The 15710-nt window shown below is 66.5% G+C and carries 17 protein-coding genes; 5 read left to right on the forward strand and 12 right to left on the reverse strand.

The window, feature by feature from the left end; translation table 11 throughout:
• On the reverse strand, positions 1–714 hold the full coding sequence (locus JF542_RS16860; protein WP_242533805.1) for a ComF family protein: 714 nt from the start codon (positions 712–714) through the stop codon (positions 1–3).
• 30 nt (positions 715–744) lie between these two features.
• On the opposite strand from JF542_RS16860, the gene JF542_RS16865 reads away from it, so the two are divergent.
• Entirely contained in the window at positions 745–1566 is an 822-nt protein-coding gene (locus JF542_RS16865) for a methyltransferase domain-containing protein (protein ID WP_207076697.1), read from the forward strand.
• A gap of 59 nt (positions 1567–1625) precedes the next feature.
• A complete protein-coding gene (hemH, locus tag JF542_RS16870) occupies positions 1626–2687 on the forward strand; it encodes a ferrochelatase (protein WP_207076698.1) in 1062 nt (353 codons plus the stop codon).
• A gap of 91 nt (positions 2688–2778) precedes the next feature.
• On the opposite strand, the gene JF542_RS16875 is transcribed toward hemH, so the two are convergent.
• Together JF542_RS16875 and JF542_RS16880 are read right to left on the reverse strand one after the other, a co-directional pair.
• Positions 2779–2973, reverse strand: coding sequence for a hypothetical protein (locus JF542_RS16875; RefSeq protein WP_040545198.1), 195 nt, complete (start codon positions 2971–2973; stop codon positions 2779–2781).
• Positions 2974–3116: 143 nt separating this feature from the next.
• A complete protein-coding gene (locus tag JF542_RS16880; protein ID WP_007795726.1) occupies positions 3117–3704 on the reverse strand; it encodes a L,D-transpeptidase in 588 nt (195 codons plus the stop codon).
• Between the two features lie 204 nt (positions 3705–3908).
• Here JF542_RS16880 and dalA point away from each other — a divergent pair, with 204 nt between their 5' ends.
• Positions 3909–4475 (forward strand): divisome-associated lipoprotein DalA, encoded by a 567-nt coding sequence (gene dalA, locus JF542_RS16885; RefSeq protein ID WP_040544463.1) that lies wholly within the window; start codon positions 3909–3911, stop codon positions 4473–4475.
• A gap of 21 nt (positions 4476–4496) precedes the next feature.
• On the opposite strand, the gene JF542_RS16890 is transcribed toward dalA, so the two are convergent.
• The 8 genes from JF542_RS16890 to hslO all read right to left on the reverse strand — a co-directional run bounded on the left by JF542_RS16890 (position 4497) and on the right by hslO (position 13461).
• Positions 4497–5027, reverse strand: coding sequence for a L,D-transpeptidase family protein (locus JF542_RS16890; protein WP_040544460.1), 531 nt, complete (start codon positions 5025–5027; stop codon positions 4497–4499).
• Positions 5028–5140: 113 nt separating this feature from the next.
• Positions 5141–6364, reverse strand: coding sequence for a class I SAM-dependent RNA methyltransferase (locus JF542_RS16895; RefSeq protein WP_207076699.1), 1224 nt, complete (start codon positions 6362–6364; stop codon positions 5141–5143).
• Positions 6365–6404: 40 nt separating this feature from the next.
• A complete protein-coding gene (locus JF542_RS16900; protein WP_207076700.1) occupies positions 6405–8252 on the reverse strand; it encodes an ABC transporter ATP-binding protein in 1848 nt (615 codons plus the stop codon).
• Positions 8249–10093 (reverse strand): ABC transporter ATP-binding protein, encoded by a 1845-nt coding sequence (locus JF542_RS16905; RefSeq protein ID WP_207076701.1) that lies wholly within the window; start codon positions 10091–10093, stop codon positions 8249–8251. The genes JF542_RS16900 and JF542_RS16905 overlap by 4 nt, the downstream gene beginning before the upstream one ends.
• A 42-nt stretch (positions 10094–10135) precedes the next feature.
• Entirely contained in the window at positions 10136–10720 is a 585-nt protein-coding gene (locus JF542_RS16910) for a LysE family translocator (RefSeq protein WP_207076702.1), read from the reverse strand.
• Between the two features lie 10 nt (positions 10721–10730).
• Entirely contained in the window at positions 10731–11822 is a 1092-nt protein-coding gene (locus tag JF542_RS16915; protein ID WP_207076703.1) for a CCA tRNA nucleotidyltransferase, read from the reverse strand.
• A 53-nt stretch (positions 11823–11875) separates the two neighbouring features.
• A complete protein-coding gene (locus tag JF542_RS16920; RefSeq protein WP_050768408.1) occupies positions 11876–12481 on the reverse strand; it encodes a CoA pyrophosphatase in 606 nt (201 codons plus the stop codon).
• A complete protein-coding gene (gene hslO / locus JF542_RS16925) occupies positions 12478–13461 on the reverse strand; it encodes an Hsp33 family molecular chaperone HslO (protein WP_007795698.1) in 984 nt (327 codons plus the stop codon). The genes JF542_RS16920 and hslO overlap by 4 nt, the downstream gene beginning before the upstream one ends.
• 77 nt (positions 13462–13538) lie before the next feature.
• Between hslO and JF542_RS16930 the strand changes: the two genes are divergently transcribed.
• Complete coding sequence (locus JF542_RS16930; protein ID WP_207076704.1) at positions 13539–13976, forward strand: NUDIX domain-containing protein; 438 nt, start codon at positions 13539–13541, stop codon at positions 13974–13976.
• A gap of 6 nt (positions 13977–13982) precedes the next feature.
• Here the strand turns inward: JF542_RS16930 and JF542_RS16935 are convergent, their stop codons facing one another.
• Positions 13983–15230 (reverse strand): PP2C family protein-serine/threonine phosphatase, encoded by a 1248-nt coding sequence (locus tag JF542_RS16935; RefSeq protein WP_207076705.1) that lies wholly within the window; start codon positions 15228–15230, stop codon positions 13983–13985.
• Between the two features lie 140 nt (positions 15231–15370).
• Here JF542_RS16935 and JF542_RS16940 point away from each other — a divergent pair, with 140 nt between their 5' ends.
• Complete coding sequence (locus JF542_RS16940) at positions 15371–15706, forward strand: Hpt domain-containing protein (RefSeq protein ID WP_207076706.1); 336 nt, start codon at positions 15371–15373, stop codon at positions 15704–15706.
• Positions 15707–15710 lie beyond the last annotated feature (4 nt).

Below are 15710 nucleotides of genomic sequence, written 5' to 3' on the forward strand. Positions count from 1 at the left end.
CTAGGTGTCCTTGACCACACGCGCCAGTGTGCAGACGCAAACATCGGTTGCGCCGGCCGCCAGACAGGCCTCGGTCGCCGCCGAAAGCGTCGCCCCGGAGGTCATCACGTCGTCGACCAGAAGCACCGGACGATCGCGCAACACCCCTCCGCGTTTCGGGTCTGCGCAGATCGCGTCAGAGAGCGTGCGAAACCGCTCCTCCCGCCCCCGACCGTCGAGCACCGGCGTGTGCCGATGACGTCGCAGCGCGTCGGGGCACCAGTCTAGGTGCAGCGCCTGCGCAATGCCCTGTGCCAACAGCGCCGACTGGTTGAAGCGCCGGCGCAGGTGGCGGCGCAGGTGCAGCGGCACCGGTACGACAAGCGTGCCGGGCCCCGCCAGTGGCTTCGCGCGGGCCGCCATCCAGACCGCCGCCGCGGCGGCGATGTCGTGACGGTCGCCGTGTTTCAGCATCAGAACCAGCGTGCGGCCATTGTCGCGATAGGCCAGCGCCGCCGTTCCCTCCCGCCAAGGTGGCGGCGCGGCGAGGCAGGCATCGCAATGCTCCGCCCGGTCCGACACGCCAGGCAGCGGCACGCCACAAGTGGCGCAGGCAAGGCCGGACAGAAACGGCGTGTCACGCCAGCAGGCGGCGCAAAGGCCGAGATCGCTCTCCACCAGCCCGCCGCAGATAAGGCAGCGCGGCGGATAGAGCATCCGCAGCAGCGTTTGCATGGTGCCCCGCATCGGTCTACCTACTCTGCCATGTCCAGCCCAGCGCCCCTCACCGACCGCACCGCCCTGACCCGCCATCGCGCCCGCGCGGCACGCAATCCGGCCCTGTTCCTGCACGAGGCCGCCCGCGACGAGGTGCAGGATCGCCTGTTCGTGGTTAACAGGGCCTTTACGTCTCCCGCCGTCGTGACGCCCGTCCCGCAGGTCTGGGACGGGATGCTGCCCGGGCTGAAGCTGCTGCCGGACGACGAGGTACTCGATCTCGAGGAAGGCGCGCATGATCTCGTGGTGCACGCCATGGGGCTGCACTGGGCCAACGATCCGGTCGGCCAGCTGGTGCAGGCGCGCCGGGCGCTGAAACCGGACGGGCTGCTGCTGGCGCTGTGCTTTGGTGGTCAGACCCTGCACGAGCTGCGCGCGGTGCTCGGACAGGCCGAGATCGAGGTCGCCGGTGGGCTGTCGCCCCGGGTCGCGCCGATGGGCGAGATCCGCGATCTCGGTGGGCTGCTGCAACGCGCCGGGCTGGCGCTGCCGGTGGCGGACAGCTTCACCCTCACCGCCAGCTACGCCTCGGCCCTGCACCTGATGCGCGACCTGCGCGCCATGGGCGAGACCAACGCGCTTTCCGCCCGTTTGCGCCGGCCCACCCGCCGCGCGGTGATGCTGCGCGCCGCCGCGCTTTATGCCGAGAGCTTCGGCGATGCCGAGGGACGTATCCCCGCGAGCTTCGAGATCGTCACCCTCACCGGCTGGGCCCCGGATGCAAGCCAGCAGAAGCCGCTGCGCCCCGGCTCTGCGGCGCAACGTCTCTCCGACGCACTGAATACGCGGGAAACGCCTCTGGAAGATTGAATCATTCCAAACTTGCGATACCTAAGCGAAGTTATCAGGGACAGACTCAGGACAGGACCATGCTCGACGCCACCGACACAGCCAAGCGCCCGGCGCACGCCCCGGCAGACCATCCCAAGGTCACCGCCCCCAAGGTGGGCATTCTGCTCGCGAATCTCGGCACGCCGGACCACTACTCCTACTGGCCGATGCGGCGTTACCTGAGCGAGTTCCTCTCGGACAAACGGGTGATCGACTACCCGGCATGGAAGTGGCAGCCGCTGCTGCAGACCGTGATCCTCGGCAAGCGGCCGTTCAGCTCGGGCGCGAACTACAAGTCGATCTGGAACGAAGAGCTCAACGAGAGCCCCCTGATGACGATCACCAAGCAGCAGACCGCCGCCATCGCCGCGAAGATGCAGGCGCGCTATGGCGATCAGGTGATGGTCGATTTCTGCATGCGCTACGGCAACCCCTCGACCAAGTCCAAGGTCGAGGCGATGACATCGGCGGGCTGCCGCAAGATCCTGTTCTTTCCTCTTTATCCGCAATATGCCGGGGCCACTTCGGCCACTGCGAACGACCAGTTCTTCCGCGCCCTGATGGAGGAGACCTGGCAGCCCACCGCGCGCGTGGTCGATCCCTATTTCGAGCACCCGCAGTATATCGAGGCACTGGCCCAGTCGGTCGAGCGTGGCTATGCCGCGGTAGAGGACAAGCCCGACATCCTCGTGGTGAGCTATCACGGCATGCCCAAGCGCTACCTGATGCAGGGCGATCCGTACCATTGCCAGTGCCAGAAAACCACGCGCCTGCTGCGCGAGCGGCTGGGCTGGGACGACACCCAGATCACCACCACCTTCCAATCGGTCTTTGGCCCGGAGGAATGGCTGCGCCCCTACACGGTCGAGCACGTGGCCGAGCTTGCCAAGCAGGGCAAGAAGAAGATCGCGGTGATCGCGCCCGCCTTCTCGGCCGACTGCATCGAGACGCTGGAAGAGATCAATGAAGAGATCAAGGAGTCCTTCGAGCACGCCGGCGGCGAGCAGTTCACCTACATCCCCTGCCTCAACGACGACTCGGCGCATGTGGATGCGCTGTCGGCGGTGATCGAGGAAAACCTCGGCGGCTGGCTCTCCTGAGTCGCCGCACCCTTCCCGGCAAAACGGTCAGGCAAAAGAAAAAGGCGGCGCCATCGGCACCGCCTTTTCCTTGTTCGTTCGCTGGAAGCGATCAGTCAGCCGAAACGGCCGCTGCCACCACTGCGATCAGCAGCAGCGGGATCAGGATGCCAGCCGACGACGAGCTTTGCTGAGCTTCTTCAACAACGACGACGGGTTCCATGACCACGTCATCCTTGGCGTAGGAGCCAGCCATTGCGGTCGATGCGGTGGCTGCGAGCACAGCTGCGAGAGCGAGTTTTTTCATGTTATCCTCCAGATAATCGCCTGTCGTGTAAGGAATTTGCACGACAAGCACCCAAGACTTACCTCGTTCTCCTGTCTAAGCAGCAAATCGGAAAAAATGCAATCTTGCACTCTTGACAGGCTCACCCCGCGCAAATCCGGGCGTCAAATAAGCAACACTTGCGTGCCGACCGTCGCCATCTGGTAAAGCGCCTCGATATGCTCGTTATAGAGGCCGATGCAGCCATTCGAGGACCGGCGGCCAATCTTGCGCGTGTCATGGGTGCCGTGAATGCGGTAATAGGTCCAGCTCAGGTGCATGGCGCGCGTGCCGAGCGGGTTGTCCGGGCCGGGTCCGACATAGTCGGGCCATTCCGGGTTGCGCTTCTTCATCGACGGCGTCGGGCGCCAATCGGGCTCGGGATCCTTTAGCGTGACCCGGGTGCGGCCACGGCGTGTCAGGTCCTCGGTCAGCGGCACCGAGCAGGGATACAGATGGTACACGCCGCTTTCCTGCCAGTAGTGCAGCGCCCGCGAGCTGATATCCACGAGGATCGCGCCGTTGTTCAGGTTCGAGAAATACGGCTGCCAGTCCAGCGTCCGAAAGCTCGAGATGTTGCGGCGGGTCGCGGTCGAGATGTTGCGCTCGATCTCGGTCGTGCCGGTGTTCACATCCTGGGCCAGCGCCGGGGAGGCGATCATCGCTGCGGTGCCGGCCAGAAACCCACGGCGGCCAAAAGCATTCTGTGCCATTTTCCCAATGTCCTCGTCTTGCAAAACGAAAAGCCCCTCACGGGGCATTAACTTTGATGATACCTTGTCCGCGCTAGTGCCGTAAAGCCTCAGTCTCCCGGCCAAGACCCTTCGAACAGCGTGTTCACGGGGTTGTGCGTTTGATTAGAGACGCGCCAAAAGGTATTGCGGATGAGATCCAGAACAACAATTTCAGGCAGGAAAATGCAAAGACGCGCGTTTCTCAGTGTTGCCACAGCGTTGCTGGTCGCGTCCTGCGGCCCGACCATCACTCAACCGACGATCGGCCCGGACGGCAAACCCCTCCCGCGCGTGTACCGGATTCCGGCCGGCTCCGATGCCAAGATCGAGTACAGCATGCTCGATTCGGTGAATGCGCTGCGCGAAGCGGCCGGCGCTCCGGCGCTGCAGCTCGATGCCAAGCTCAACGCGGCGGCGGCGACCCATGCGCGCGACATGTCGGTGCAGAACCGGCCCTGGCACTTCGGCTCCGACGGCTCCTCGCCGATCGACCGGGTGCAGCGCGTCGGCTACGCGGGCCGACTTGTGGGCGAGAACATCTCGGAGACCTACGAGACCGAGCTCGAGACACTCGCCGCGTGGATGGAAGAACCGGCGACGCGCAACGTGATCCTTGAGCCGTCCGCCCGCGACATGGGCTTTGCCTGGTACCAGGAAAGCAACGGCAAGATCTGGTGGACCATGGTCACCGGCGCGCCGGGCCTGTCTTCGACCCCGGGCGGGGTCGAAGTGGCCAGCAACGACTTCTGATCGCTCGACGATCCCTGCCGATCACCTGCTGATGGTGATCGGCGTTCCGGTCTTCACCATCGCATAGATATGTTCGATCTGATCGTCGCTTACGGCGATGCAGCCCCATGTCCAGTCGACGCTGTTGCCCTTGGTCATCCAGTCGCCACCACCGAGCCGCTTGCGATCCTTGGGCGGGCCGCCGTGAATGAAGATGTCGCCGCCCGGGCTCTTGCCCGCCGCCGCCGCAAAGGCGCGGTCGTTGGGGTTGGGATAGGAGATCCCCAGACTGAGGTGGAAGCTCGAGTTCGGGTTGCGCCGGTCGATGAAATAGAGCCCCTCCGGGGTCTTGCCGTCGCCCTCGAACTGTTTGTGACCCTGCGGCTGAAAGCCCAGCCCGATGTCGTAGCTCTTCAGCACCTTGTCATGGTGGAGGAGATACATCCTGCGCTGGCTCTTCTTGACCACCACATGTGTCACCTCGGGACCGTTATAGGTCCGGAACTTACTGCTGCTGCACGCAGCGAGCCCGATCGCCATCACGATCAGGAAAACTAGCCTGAATACTCGCATTTGTCCGCTCGCTCATTTGCCTTTGGCATTATTCTTGCGCGGACCTTATAGCGCAAAAACAGCTTTCAAGATAGCGGGCAGATGTTGCGAACACGTGAATTCGAGCGCGCCGTTCACGCCCCCTGAAGCCGGAACGCCGCGACCAGTTCGACGTGAGTCGACCAGCGGAACTGGTCCACCACCTGCAGCCAGTCCATGACATACCCGGCTGCGTCGAGCGCCGCGGCGTCGCGGGCGAAGGTCACCGGGTTGCACGACACGAACGCGATGCGCGGGATGCCGGCGCGGGCCAGTTCGGCCACCTGCGCCTCGGCCCCGGCGCGCGGCGGATCGATCACCGCGGCATCGAATCGCTCGAGGTCCTCGGGCAGAAGCGGGTTGCGGAACAGGTCGCGCGCCTCGTGGGTCACGTGCTTGAGCCCGTCGGCCATGCGCCAGCCCTTGTCGAGCGCCGCGGTCATGCCCCTGTCGCCCTCGACCGCGTGCACCCGCATGTCCTCGGCCAGAGGCAGCGCGAAGGTGCCGCACCCGGCGAACAGGTCGACCACGTGGCGCGCGCCCTTCACCGCCTCGCGCACACCGGCAAGCAGCGCGGCCTCGCCCTCGGGCGTGGCCTGCAGGAAGGCGCCGGGCGGCGGCACGACATCGGCGCGGCCCATGCGCTGGCTCGGCGGACGGCGCGTCAGCGCCACCTCGTCGCCCCAGGCAACGCGGGCCACGTCATGCGCGCGCGCCAGATCGGCGAGGTCGGACTGGAGCTGCGCATCGAGCGGCTTGCCGCCGCTCACCGCCACGTCGAGCCCGTCGAGGCTTTTGGTCACCAGCACCGACAGCTCGCCCTTGCGGCTCGAGCCCAGCACCGCCAGCGCCTCGACCAGCGGCAGCGCGGCGGCGAGCTTGGGATCGACCAGCAGGCAGTCGGGCACCGACACGATCACGTCCGAGCCCTTCATGTGGAACCCGGCCAGCGCGCCCTTCTTGGTGCGCCGGGCCGAAAACGCTGCCCGGCGGCGGCTCTGCGGCGAAGAGGTCGCGATGGGGCGGAACGGGGCCTCGAGCGCGTGGGCGGAGAGCGCGTGGCGCACCACGCCGACCTTCCACTCGGCGACGAAATCGTCATGCGCGTGCTGCAATTGGCAGCCGCCACAGCTCTTGGCGTGGCGACACGGCGCCTTCACCCGCTGATCCGAGGGCGTGAGGATGCGCGGCGCCGCCATGACGCCCTTCTCTATCTCGCCCTCGACAACCTCGCCGGGGAGCGTGCCCGGCACGAAGACGGGGCCGGGCGCAATGCCGTCCCCCTGGTGCCCGAGCCGTTCTATCGTGACCTGTTCCATGCCATGCCTCATGCCCCGATCCGGGGGCCCGAGGCAAGCCTCACTCGGCGGCCTCGCCCGTCTCGTCCTCGGCATTCACGAAGCCACCCGACTGGCGGTTCCAGTAGCGCGCATAGAGCCCGTGCTTCGCCAGCAGCGCCTCGTGAGTGCCCTCTTCGGCAATATGCCCGCGGTCGAGCACGATGATCCGGTCCATCTCGGAGAGAGTCGAGAGCCGGTGCGCGATGGCCAGCACGGTCTTGCCCTCCATCACCCGCTCCAGCGCTTCCTGGATGCTGGCCTCGACCTCGCTGTCGAGCGCCGAAGTGGCCTCGTCGAGCACAAGGATCGGCGCGTTCTTTAGGATCGCGCGGGCCAGCGCGATGCGCTGGCGCTGCCCGCCCGAGAGCTTGACGCCGCGCTCGCCCAGATGCGCCTCATAGCCCTCGCGGCCCATGTGATCGCGCAAGGTCTGGATGAACGCGTGCGCCTCGGCCTTCTCGGCGGCGGCGATGACCTCCTCCATGCTGGCGTCGGGCCGGCCGTAGCGGATGTTGTCGAGCGCCGAGCGATTGAACATCGCGGTTTCCTGCGTGACCATGCCGATCTGCCGGCGCAGGCTCTCCTGCGTGACCTCCGAGATGTTCTGCCCGTCGATATAGATGCCGCCCTGCTCGGCGTCGTAGAGCCGCAAGAGCAGCGCCACCATGGTCGATTTGCCCGCCCCAGAGGCACCGACCACGCCGACCTTCTCGCCGGGGCGGATATCCAGCGCGATATGTTCGATGCCGCCGCCCCCCTCGCGGCCATAGGCAAAGCCCACCTCGCGGAACTCGATGCGGCCCTCGGTGACCGAAAGCGGCTCTGCGCCGGGCGTGTCGAGCAGCGTATGCGCGGGCGTGATGGTGCGGATGCCGTCCTCAATCTCGCCGATATTGGCAAAGATCCCCATCAGGGTGAAGCTGACCCAGCCGGTCATCTGGCTGAGACGGATCGCCACCGCGCCGGTCGCGGCGATGTCGCCGGCGGTGACAAAGCCCTGCGACCAGAACAGCAGCGCGCCGCCGATCAGCAGCACCGGCAGCGTGCCCGCCAGCGCCATGAGGCAGAGCCGGAACGCCGAGGAGACATGCCCGAAGGCGATGAAACGGTCGCGATAGGTCGACATCGCGTCGAGCGCGGCGCGGTCTTCGAACTCGTCATGGGCAAAGAGCTTCACGGTCTTGATGTTGGTCACCGTGTCGACGAGTTGCCCGGTCACCATCGCTCGGGCCGCGGCCCGCGCCTTGGAGCGGGTGCGGATGCGCGGCATGAAGAAGCGCAGCAGGAAGCCATAGGCCACGACCCAGGCCACCAGGACGATGCCGATGCGCCAGTCGATCGAGCCAACCAGCAGGATCGAGCCCGCCACCGAGGCCAGGGCGAAGAGGATCGCCTGCACCACCTCCGAAATCACGTCGTTCAGCGCCCGCGCGGTCTGCATCTCCTTCTGCGAGATGCGCCCCGCGAAGTCGTTGTCGAAGAAGGTGACGGAATGGCCCAGCGTGTAGCGGTGCACCCGGCTCAGGATCAGGTTGAACACGTTGGGCTGCATCACCACCGACTGCACGAAGGCCGACAGCCCCGCGATCACCGGGCGGATGACGATGAAGAACACCGCGCAAAACAGCAGAAAGGGCCAGTGCTCGGCAAAGACCGTGCTGGCCGAGCTGTCGAGCGTGCGGTCGATCACGTCGCCCAGCAGTTTCGCGGTCAGCACCTCGAAGGCGCCGCCGGTGGCCGAGAGCAGCGCCGCCGGGATCAGCACCGGCCACGCACCGCGCAGCGCCCAGCCGATGAACCGCCCGAGGGTCTGCGGCGGCGGCGTCTCGGCGCGGGAGAACGGGTCGATGATGTCGGACAGGCTCATTCAGCCGCCTCCGTGTCTGGATCGAGGAAGCCGCCGGATTGGCGGGCCCAGAACTGCGCATATAGCCCCTGATGCTGCAAAAGCACGTCATGGCTGCCTTCCTCGACGATCCGGCCGCCATCGAGCACGAGGATCCGATCCATGTGGGCGATGGTCGAGAGCCGGTGCGCGATGGCGATCACCGTCTTGCCCTCCATCATGCCGTAGAGCGTGTCCTGGATCGCGGCCTCGACCTCGCTGTCGAGCGCCGAGGTGGCCTCGTCGAGCAGCAGGATCGGCGCGTCCTTGAGGATCACCCGCGCGAGCGCCACCCGTTGCCGCTGCCCGCCGGAAAGCTTCACGCCACGCTCGCCCACATGGGCATCATATCCGGTCCGGCCCTGAGGGTCCTGAAGCGTCAGGATGAAGTCATGCGCCTGCGCCTGCTTGGCGGCGGCAATGACCTGCGCCTCGGTGGCGTCGGGCCGCCCGTAGAGCAGGTTGTCGCGCACCGAGCGGTGCAGCAACGCGCTGTCCTGCTGCACCATGCCGATGGCGCGGCGCAGGCTGTCCTGCTGCACCTCCGAGACGTTCTGGCCGTCGATCAGGATGGCGCCTTTCTCGGCGTCATAAAAACGCAGAAGCAGCTTTACGAGGGTCGATTTCCCGGCGCCCGAGCGCCCCACCAGCCCGATCTTTTCACCGGGCTTGATGGTCAGAGAGATGTCTTCGAGCCCGCCGCTGCCGCGCCCGTAATGGTGGGTCAGGTGATCGAGTCGAATCTCGCCCTTCTCGAGCCGCAGAGGTTTGGCGTCAGGCGCGTCCACGAGGCTGATCGGCTGGGCGATGGTCTCCATCCCCTCGGCCACCACGCCGAGCTGGCGGAACAGGGTGGTCAGCGCCCACATGATCCAGCCGGTCATGGCGTTGAGCCGAAGCGTCAGCGCGGTGGCTGCCGCGACGATGCCGACACTCGCCACGCCCTGCATCCAGAGCAGGAAGCCCCAGCCCACGACGCCGACGATCAGCAGCCCGTTCAGCATCACGAGGGCCAGATCCATGATGGTATAGAGCCGCATTTCCTTCTGAAACGTGGCACGCGCGACGTCGATCGCCTCCTTGGCGTAGTCCAGCTCCTGCCGGTCCTGCGCGAACATCTTGACCGAGTGAATGTTGGTATAGGCATCCACCACCCGCCCGTTGACGAGGCTGCGCGCATCCGAGGCGGCCTTCGAGGCCGGCCCGACCCTGCGGATCGTCCAGCGCATCAGCAGCACGTAGCCGCCGAACCACAGCAGCAGAGGCAGCAGGAGGCGCGGGTCGGCATCGGCCAGCAGCACCGCCGCGCCGAGCACGTAGGCCAGAGAGAAGGTGATCGCGTCGAAAACCTGAAACACCGCCTCGCCGGCGGCGGGCGGGGTCTGCATGATGCGGTTGGCGATGCGCCCGGCGAAATCGTTCTCGAACCAGCCGATCGACTGGCGCAGCACCTGCGCATGGGCCCGCCAGCGGATCAGGATGCCGAAGCTCGGCATGATGGCGTTGTTGAGCACCAGCACATCGAGCGCCTGAATCAGCGGCCGCAGCAGCAGGATGAAAAGCCCGATCAGGATCAGCGTCGTGCCGTGCGCCTCCCAGACCTGCGCCGGATCGCCGGAGAGGATATCCACGACCCAACCCATCGCCCAGATCAGCCCGATCTCGACCGAGGCCACAGCGACAGAGAGGAGCGTGGCCCAGATGAAAAGTTTCCGGAACGGCTTGGCATAGTCCATCAGGAACGGCAGCAGCTTCGTCGGCGGCCGGTCCGTCGGGGTGTAAGTCACGTAAGGATCTACGAGATTCTCGAAGAAGCGGAACATTTGGGGAATCCTGTCGCTTGAGGGCGCAGTCTCCCCGATTCCCTACAGGAAGACCATGACGGAAAAACTGCCTAGAGCGACCGCCATGATGCGGGTAAAGACCCGCCACGCGGTCGGCGTCGTGAGCAGGTAGGTGAGCAGCGCGCCGGCGCTGGTCCAGAACAGGCAACAGACGAGATTGATGCCGGAAAACGCGGTGCCGAGCCGCACCGCCTCCCACCACGGGCCCGCGGTGCCGGGATAGGCCGAGGCCGCCGCCAGCGCCACCGCCCAGACCTTGGGGTTCACCCACTGGAACAGCACCGCCTCGATCAGGGTCATCGGGCGGTCGCGCTCGGCCTTGCCCTTGCGCCGGTCAGAGTGCCACAGCCCCCACGCCATGTAGAGCATCCACGCGCTGGCAGCGATCTTGAGCGCCAGCTCCAGCATCGGCGCCTGCTGCAAGAGCGCCGCGATGCCGAGCCCTGTGAGTCCGGCGGTGATCCCCACACCCAGCACCACGCCGAAGAGATGCGGCAGCGTCCGCCGGATGCCGAAGCGCGCGCCCGAGGCGGTGAGCAGCACCACGTTGGGGCCGGGCGAGAACAGGCCGAAAAAGACGAAGCCGTAGAGCGGGTCGATGGTCATGTGGGGACAGTCACTTCAGAAGGTCGGCCTTGGTCAGGGTGAAACCGGACTCGATCCAGCGCCGCTCGCGCGCGCGCAGCTCATCGCCCAGCGCCGGTCCCTCGAACGCGGGCATCAGGTCGCGCGGGCGGATCGGCAGTGTGGCCCCTGCCCCGGTGGCGATCTGTGCCTCGAGATCTTCCGGCATCGGCTGGCCGAGGCTCGCAGAGCGCAGCGCCGCCACGTCGCGCGCCATCGCCTCGCCGTGGCGATAGGCGATCTCGGCATAGCCGGTGCCGGCGGAGATCAGGCTCTGATATGCCTCGAGATGCCTCTGTCGCGCCTTCGAGAGCCGCAGGCTGCGGGCCTCGAAATAGCCCAGAACCGCGAGCCTGCGCATCGGATCGGGCGGCAGCGCCGCGCTTTCCTCGAGCGCCACCAGCGGCGCCAGCATCCGCGACGTGGCGCCGGGTAAGACCCGCGCCAGAACGCCCACCTGCTCCATCACCGCCACGGACGGCGCGGGATCAGACGCCGAGAGCAACCGGGTGATCTCGTGTCCGACCCGCTCGGCCGAAAGCGCGGCGAGCCCGTCGAGATTGGTGGCGATGCCCGCCAGCGCCTCTTCATCGACGCCGGCGTCAGGATCACCGTACCATGCGTGAAAGCGGAAGAAGCGCAGGATGCGGAGGTAATCCTCGCGTATGCGCTCGCCGGCATCGCGGATGAAGCGCACCCGGCGTGCCTCAAGGTCCGGCAAGCCGTTGAGCGGGTCGAGCACCTCGCCACGTGCATCCGCATAAAGCGCGTTCATGGTGAAATCGCGCCGTGCCGCGTCCTCGGCGATGTCGTCTGAATAGCGCACCACGGCGCGTCGGCCATCGGTCTCGACATCGGCACGGAAGGTGGTGACCTCGTGGCCGATGCCCTCGGCCACCACGGTGACGGTGCCGTGGTCGATCCCCGTCGGCACCGGTTTCAGCCCGGCTGCCACGGCGAGCGCGACAACGGTGTCGGGGCGGGCATCGGTGGCGATATCCACGTCCGCCACCGGTGCCCCGAAGAGCGCGTTGCGAACGCAGCCGCCGACGGCGTAGGCGGCGTGGCCGGCCTGCTCCAGCATCGCAAGGACCTCTTGCGTCGACGCGCAGCTGAGCCACTCCCCCCCGACCCGTGTCACGGCGAGATCCGTCCGGCCAGGGCCCGCAGCATCCGCGCGGTGGCGCCCCAGATGTAATAGGGGCCGAAAGGCGCTGTGTAATAATAGCGCCGTTGCCCGCGCCAGCGCCGCCACTGGATGCTGTAGCGCGCCGGGTCAGTGACATGATCGAAGGGCACGCGAAAGATCTCGGCCACCTCGCCGGGCTCGGCGATTGGGTCGAATGCGTCCCTGACAAGGCCCAGAACCGGGGTCGCGAGGAAGCCGGTCACCGTCTCGTGCGGCGCCATCGTGCCCAGAAGCTCGACCGCCTCGCGCGGCAGGCCGACCTCTTCATGCGCCTCGCGCAGCGCGGCGTCGACCGGGCCGTCATCGACCGGGTCGACCTTGCCGCCGGGAAAGGCAATCTGGCCGGGATGATGCTTGAGCCGCGACGAGCGCTTGGTGAGCAGCAGCTCGAGCCCGTTCTCGCCGGGCAGAAACGCGGCCAGCACACCGGCTGGCCGCAGCTTGCGATTGGGAGGCAGAACAGTTTCGGGGTTCAGATCGAAATCCGATGACGGGGTGTGCTCCCCCGTCACCGCCCGGCGCAATGCCGCGATCTGATCCTCCGTCCGGCTCACTTTTTCGCCTCGAACCCCACGCTTTCGGGATCAAGCTCGTAATGCGCGCCGCAGAACTGGCAATCGGCGGTGACGATCCCGTCCTCGGTGGTCATCTTCTCGATGTCGTTGGCCGAGTAGATCGACAGCGACTGGCGCACCCGGTCTTCCGAGCAGGTGCAGCCGAAGCGGACCGGCTGAGCGTCGAAGACCCTCGGCTGTTCCTCGTGGAACAGGCGCACCAGAAGGTCGGTCGGCGGCAGATCCGGGCCGATCAGCTCCAGCTCGTCGACGGTGTCGACGTGGAAATTCACCCGGCGCCAGTTCTCTTCCTCGTCACCATCGACGAGGTCCTCGGCGCGCAGAAGACCATTCTCGCCCGAGCCGCCCTCGCCGCTCTGGGCAAAGGGCGACGCCTTGGGCATGGTCTGGATCATCATGCCGCCGGCGCGCCACTCGCCCGAGCCATCCGCCTGCAGGGCGCGGCCGTAATTCAGCGCAAACCGCGTCGGCAGCTGCTCGGACTGGGCGAAATAGGCCTCGGCACAGGCCGCCAGAGAGCCCCCGGCGAGCGGCGTGATGCCTTGGTAGGGCGTGGTGCCCTTGCCCTGGTCGATCAGGATCGCGAAATAGCCGTCCTCGAGCTGCTCGAACGCGGGCGCGTCGGACACCTTCTCGGGGTCGTAGCTGGCATAGGCACGAATGCGGGCGGGTTCGCCCTCCTTTTCGGGGGCGAAGTAATCGGTGGCGATCATCCGGAGCGCGCCACGCGTCTGGACCTGGAGCGAGAGCTTCCAGCGCAGCTTCACCGTCTGTCCGATCAGCGCCGTGAGCAGCGCCATCTCGGCCACCAGCGCCTCGACCGGCGCCGGGTAGTCGTGCTGGCTCAGGATGCCGTTGAGCACACCGTCGAGCCGCGCGACACGGCCCCGGATGTCGGAGAGGTCAAGCTGAAACGGAAGGACGGTGTCGTCCCAGGCAAGTTTGCTGCCGATGGTCATGGGGTTTCCTTATTTGCCGGGCGTTGGCATACCGGCACCATATAGGCAGGACAAGGCAGGAACCAAGGGGGCCTCCAATGATCGCACGCTATGGCCCGCCGCCCGAATCCGGGCGGCAATATACACTGCGTCCCGGGGCTTACGCGATCCTGCCCCGCGACGGGGCGCTGCTGCTGACCCACCAGACCGATCCCTGGCCCGAGTTCCAGCTGCCCGGAGGCGGCATCGATCCCGGCGAATCGCCGACCGAGGCGCTGCATCGGGAGGTGATGGAAGAGACCGGCTGGCGCATCGCCTGGCCGCGCCGCCTCGGCGCGTTCCGGCGCTTCACCTACATGCCCGAATACGATCTCTGGGCCGAGAAGCTCTGCATCATCTACATGGCGCATCCGGTGCGCCCGCTCGGCCCCCCGAGCGAGGACGGCCACAGCGCGAATTTCGTAGCGCCGGAGCTGGCCGCCGACATCCTCGGCAATCCCGGCGATTGCGACTTTGTGCGGCGCTTCGCGCTTTAGGCACCGTCATGGCCCGTCATATTCCACCAGCGCCGCCGAAACGTCATCCTCGAGCGGATGGGCTGGCGGCGTGAGCTGGCTCAGCCGCCAATAGAGATCGTCGAGAAACTCGGTCCCCCGCGCGGCGAGACACTCCCGCACAAGCGCGATCAGGCCGTGATCATCGAGCATGCCACCACCACTCAGCCGCGCCTCGGTCATGCCGTCGGAATAGAGCAGGATGCGGTCGCCCGGCGCCAGCGACAGCCGTGTTTCCTCGTAGCGGGCATCCGCCAGCAGCCCGACCGGCAGACTGCCGACGCCGACAAACTCCATGCTGCCATCGCCGCGGATCAGCAGCGGCGGCGGATGACCGGCGCGCACCAGCGTCACCAGCCCCGAGCCCAGCTCAAGCGTGAGATAGGCCATGGTGAGGTATTCAAGAACCCCGGGATCCGCCGAGAGCCGCTGGTTCAGACGCATCGCCACCACCCTCGGAGGACAGAAGCTCATCTGTCTGTCGCGCCGCCGTTCGAGCGCGATGTTCTGATCGGGGAAATCGCCCCCGAGATAGCCCGCCACCCGCGCGGTCATCATCGCCGAGGTGATGCCGTGGCCCGAGACGTCGATGCAATAGACCCCGACGCCCGTGGGATCGGGGCTGAACATGCCGACAAGATCGCCACCCACATGGCCACAGGGTTTCAGAAGCAGGCTGACGCTGGCGGTGCGGAAGCGCTGGAACCGGCGCGGCACCAGCGCCTCCTGAATGGTGCGCGCCTGCCGGAGATCCCGGTCGATGGCGTCATAGGCCCTGCGCAGCTTGGTCAGCGTCTCGGCCAGCTGGCGCTGGGTCGACAGGAGCCGCGCGCCGGCATTGATGCGGGCGCGCAGCTCGTCCGAACTGACAGGTTTGGTCAGGAAGTCATCCGCCCCGGCATCAAGCCCGCGCACGATGGCGCCGCGCTCGTTCTTCGAGGTGAGCAGGATGAAGTAGCCATAGCTGTCGCGCGGCAGCTGCCGGAACTGGCGGCAAAGCTCGAGCCCGTCCATCCCCGGCATCATCCAGTCCGACAGCACTGCGTCAAAGGCGATCTCCTCGCAGAGCGCCAGCGCCTCGGCGCCACTTTCGGCCTGCCAGACCTCGAACCCCCAATGTCGCATCATCGCGGCAAGGATCTTGAGCTGCACGGCGCTGTCATCGACCAGCAGGATGCGCTGCAGCGTGGCGCCCGAGGCGTTCGGGTCGGAAATGTCGGTGCGGTCCGGGTGCAAGCGCGGTCCTCGCTCGGGCAGGTTGCCGCTGTCTAGCCGATCCCCCCTAACGCTTCGTTTCCAACGATCCGACAGGCGGCAGGGCGCTGCGAAAGGATTTCTTCACGCTTTCCCGATACCCCGGATCAAGGAGGTGTCCCATGATCGACTGGCCCCGCGTCGCGGAACTCCGCGATGAAATCGGCGTGACGGAATTCGACGAGGTTGTGCCACTCTTCCTGCAGGAGGTCGAAGCCACCATCGCCGACCTGCCTCTGCTTCTGCACAGCGCGCCCGAGACCGAAGCCGCGCTGCATTCGCTCCGCGGCAGTGCGCTGAATCTTGGGTTTTCAGCCTTTGCGGCGATCTGTGACGACTATGAGAAAACCGCCAGCGCCGGGGACACGGCCGGCATCGACATGACCCTCATCGCCGGCCTGTACGAACAGAGCCGCGAAGCCTTCCTGCGCGACCTGCCGAACCAAATCGCCGCCTGAGCCT

The organism is Salipiger bermudensis (assembly GCF_017309175.1).
In the GTDB taxonomy this organism is placed as follows: domain Bacteria; phylum Pseudomonadota; class Alphaproteobacteria; order Rhodobacterales; family Rhodobacteraceae; genus Salipiger; species Salipiger bermudensis.

Coding starts and splice junctions, on each gene's coding strand:
- JF542_RS16900 (WP_207076700.1), bottom strand. CDS start 8,252: ATGAGCCTGTCCGACATCATCGACCCGTTCTCCCGCGCCGAGACGCCG.
- hemH (WP_207076698.1), top strand. CDS start 1,626: ATGCTCGACGCCACCGACACAGCCAAGCGCCCGGCGCACGCCCCGGCA.
- JF542_RS16915 (WP_207076703.1), bottom strand. CDS start 11,822: ATGCTGGAGCAGGCCGGCCACGCCGCCTACGCCGTCGGCGGCTGCGTT.
- JF542_RS16930 (WP_207076704.1), top strand. CDS start 13,539: ATGATCGCACGCTATGGCCCGCCGCCCGAATCCGGGCGGCAATATACA.
- JF542_RS16895 (WP_207076699.1), bottom strand. CDS start 6,364: ATGGAACAGGTCACGATAGAACGGCTCGGGCACCAGGGGGACGGCATT.
- JF542_RS16880 (WP_007795726.1), bottom strand. CDS start 3,704: ATGGCACAGAATGCTTTTGGCCGCCGTGGGTTTCTGGCCGGCACCGCA.
- JF542_RS16905 (WP_207076701.1), bottom strand. CDS start 10,093: ATGTTCCGCTTCTTCGAGAATCTCGTAGATCCTTACGTGACTTACACC.
- JF542_RS16865 (WP_207076697.1), top strand. CDS start 745: ATGTCCAGCCCAGCGCCCCTCACCGACCGCACCGCCCTGACCCGCCAT.
- dalA (WP_040544463.1), top strand. CDS start 3,909: ATGCAAAGACGCGCGTTTCTCAGTGTTGCCACAGCGTTGCTGGTCGCG.
- JF542_RS16875 (WP_040545198.1), bottom strand. CDS start 2,973: ATGAAAAAACTCGCTCTCGCAGCTGTGCTCGCAGCCACCGCATCGACC.
- JF542_RS16910 (WP_207076702.1), bottom strand. CDS start 10,720: ATGACCATCGACCCGCTCTACGGCTTCGTCTTTTTCGGCCTGTTCTCG.
- JF542_RS16890 (WP_040544460.1), bottom strand. CDS start 5,027: ATGCGAGTATTCAGGCTAGTTTTCCTGATCGTGATGGCGATCGGGCTC.
- JF542_RS16940 (WP_207076706.1), top strand. CDS start 15,371: ATGATCGACTGGCCCCGCGTCGCGGAACTCCGCGATGAAATCGGCGTG.
- JF542_RS16860 (WP_242533805.1), bottom strand. CDS start 714: ATGCAAACGCTGCTGCGGATGCTCTATCCGCCGCGCTGCCTTATCTGC.
- hslO (WP_007795698.1), bottom strand. CDS start 13,461: ATGACCATCGGCAGCAAACTTGCCTGGGACGACACCGTCCTTCCGTTT.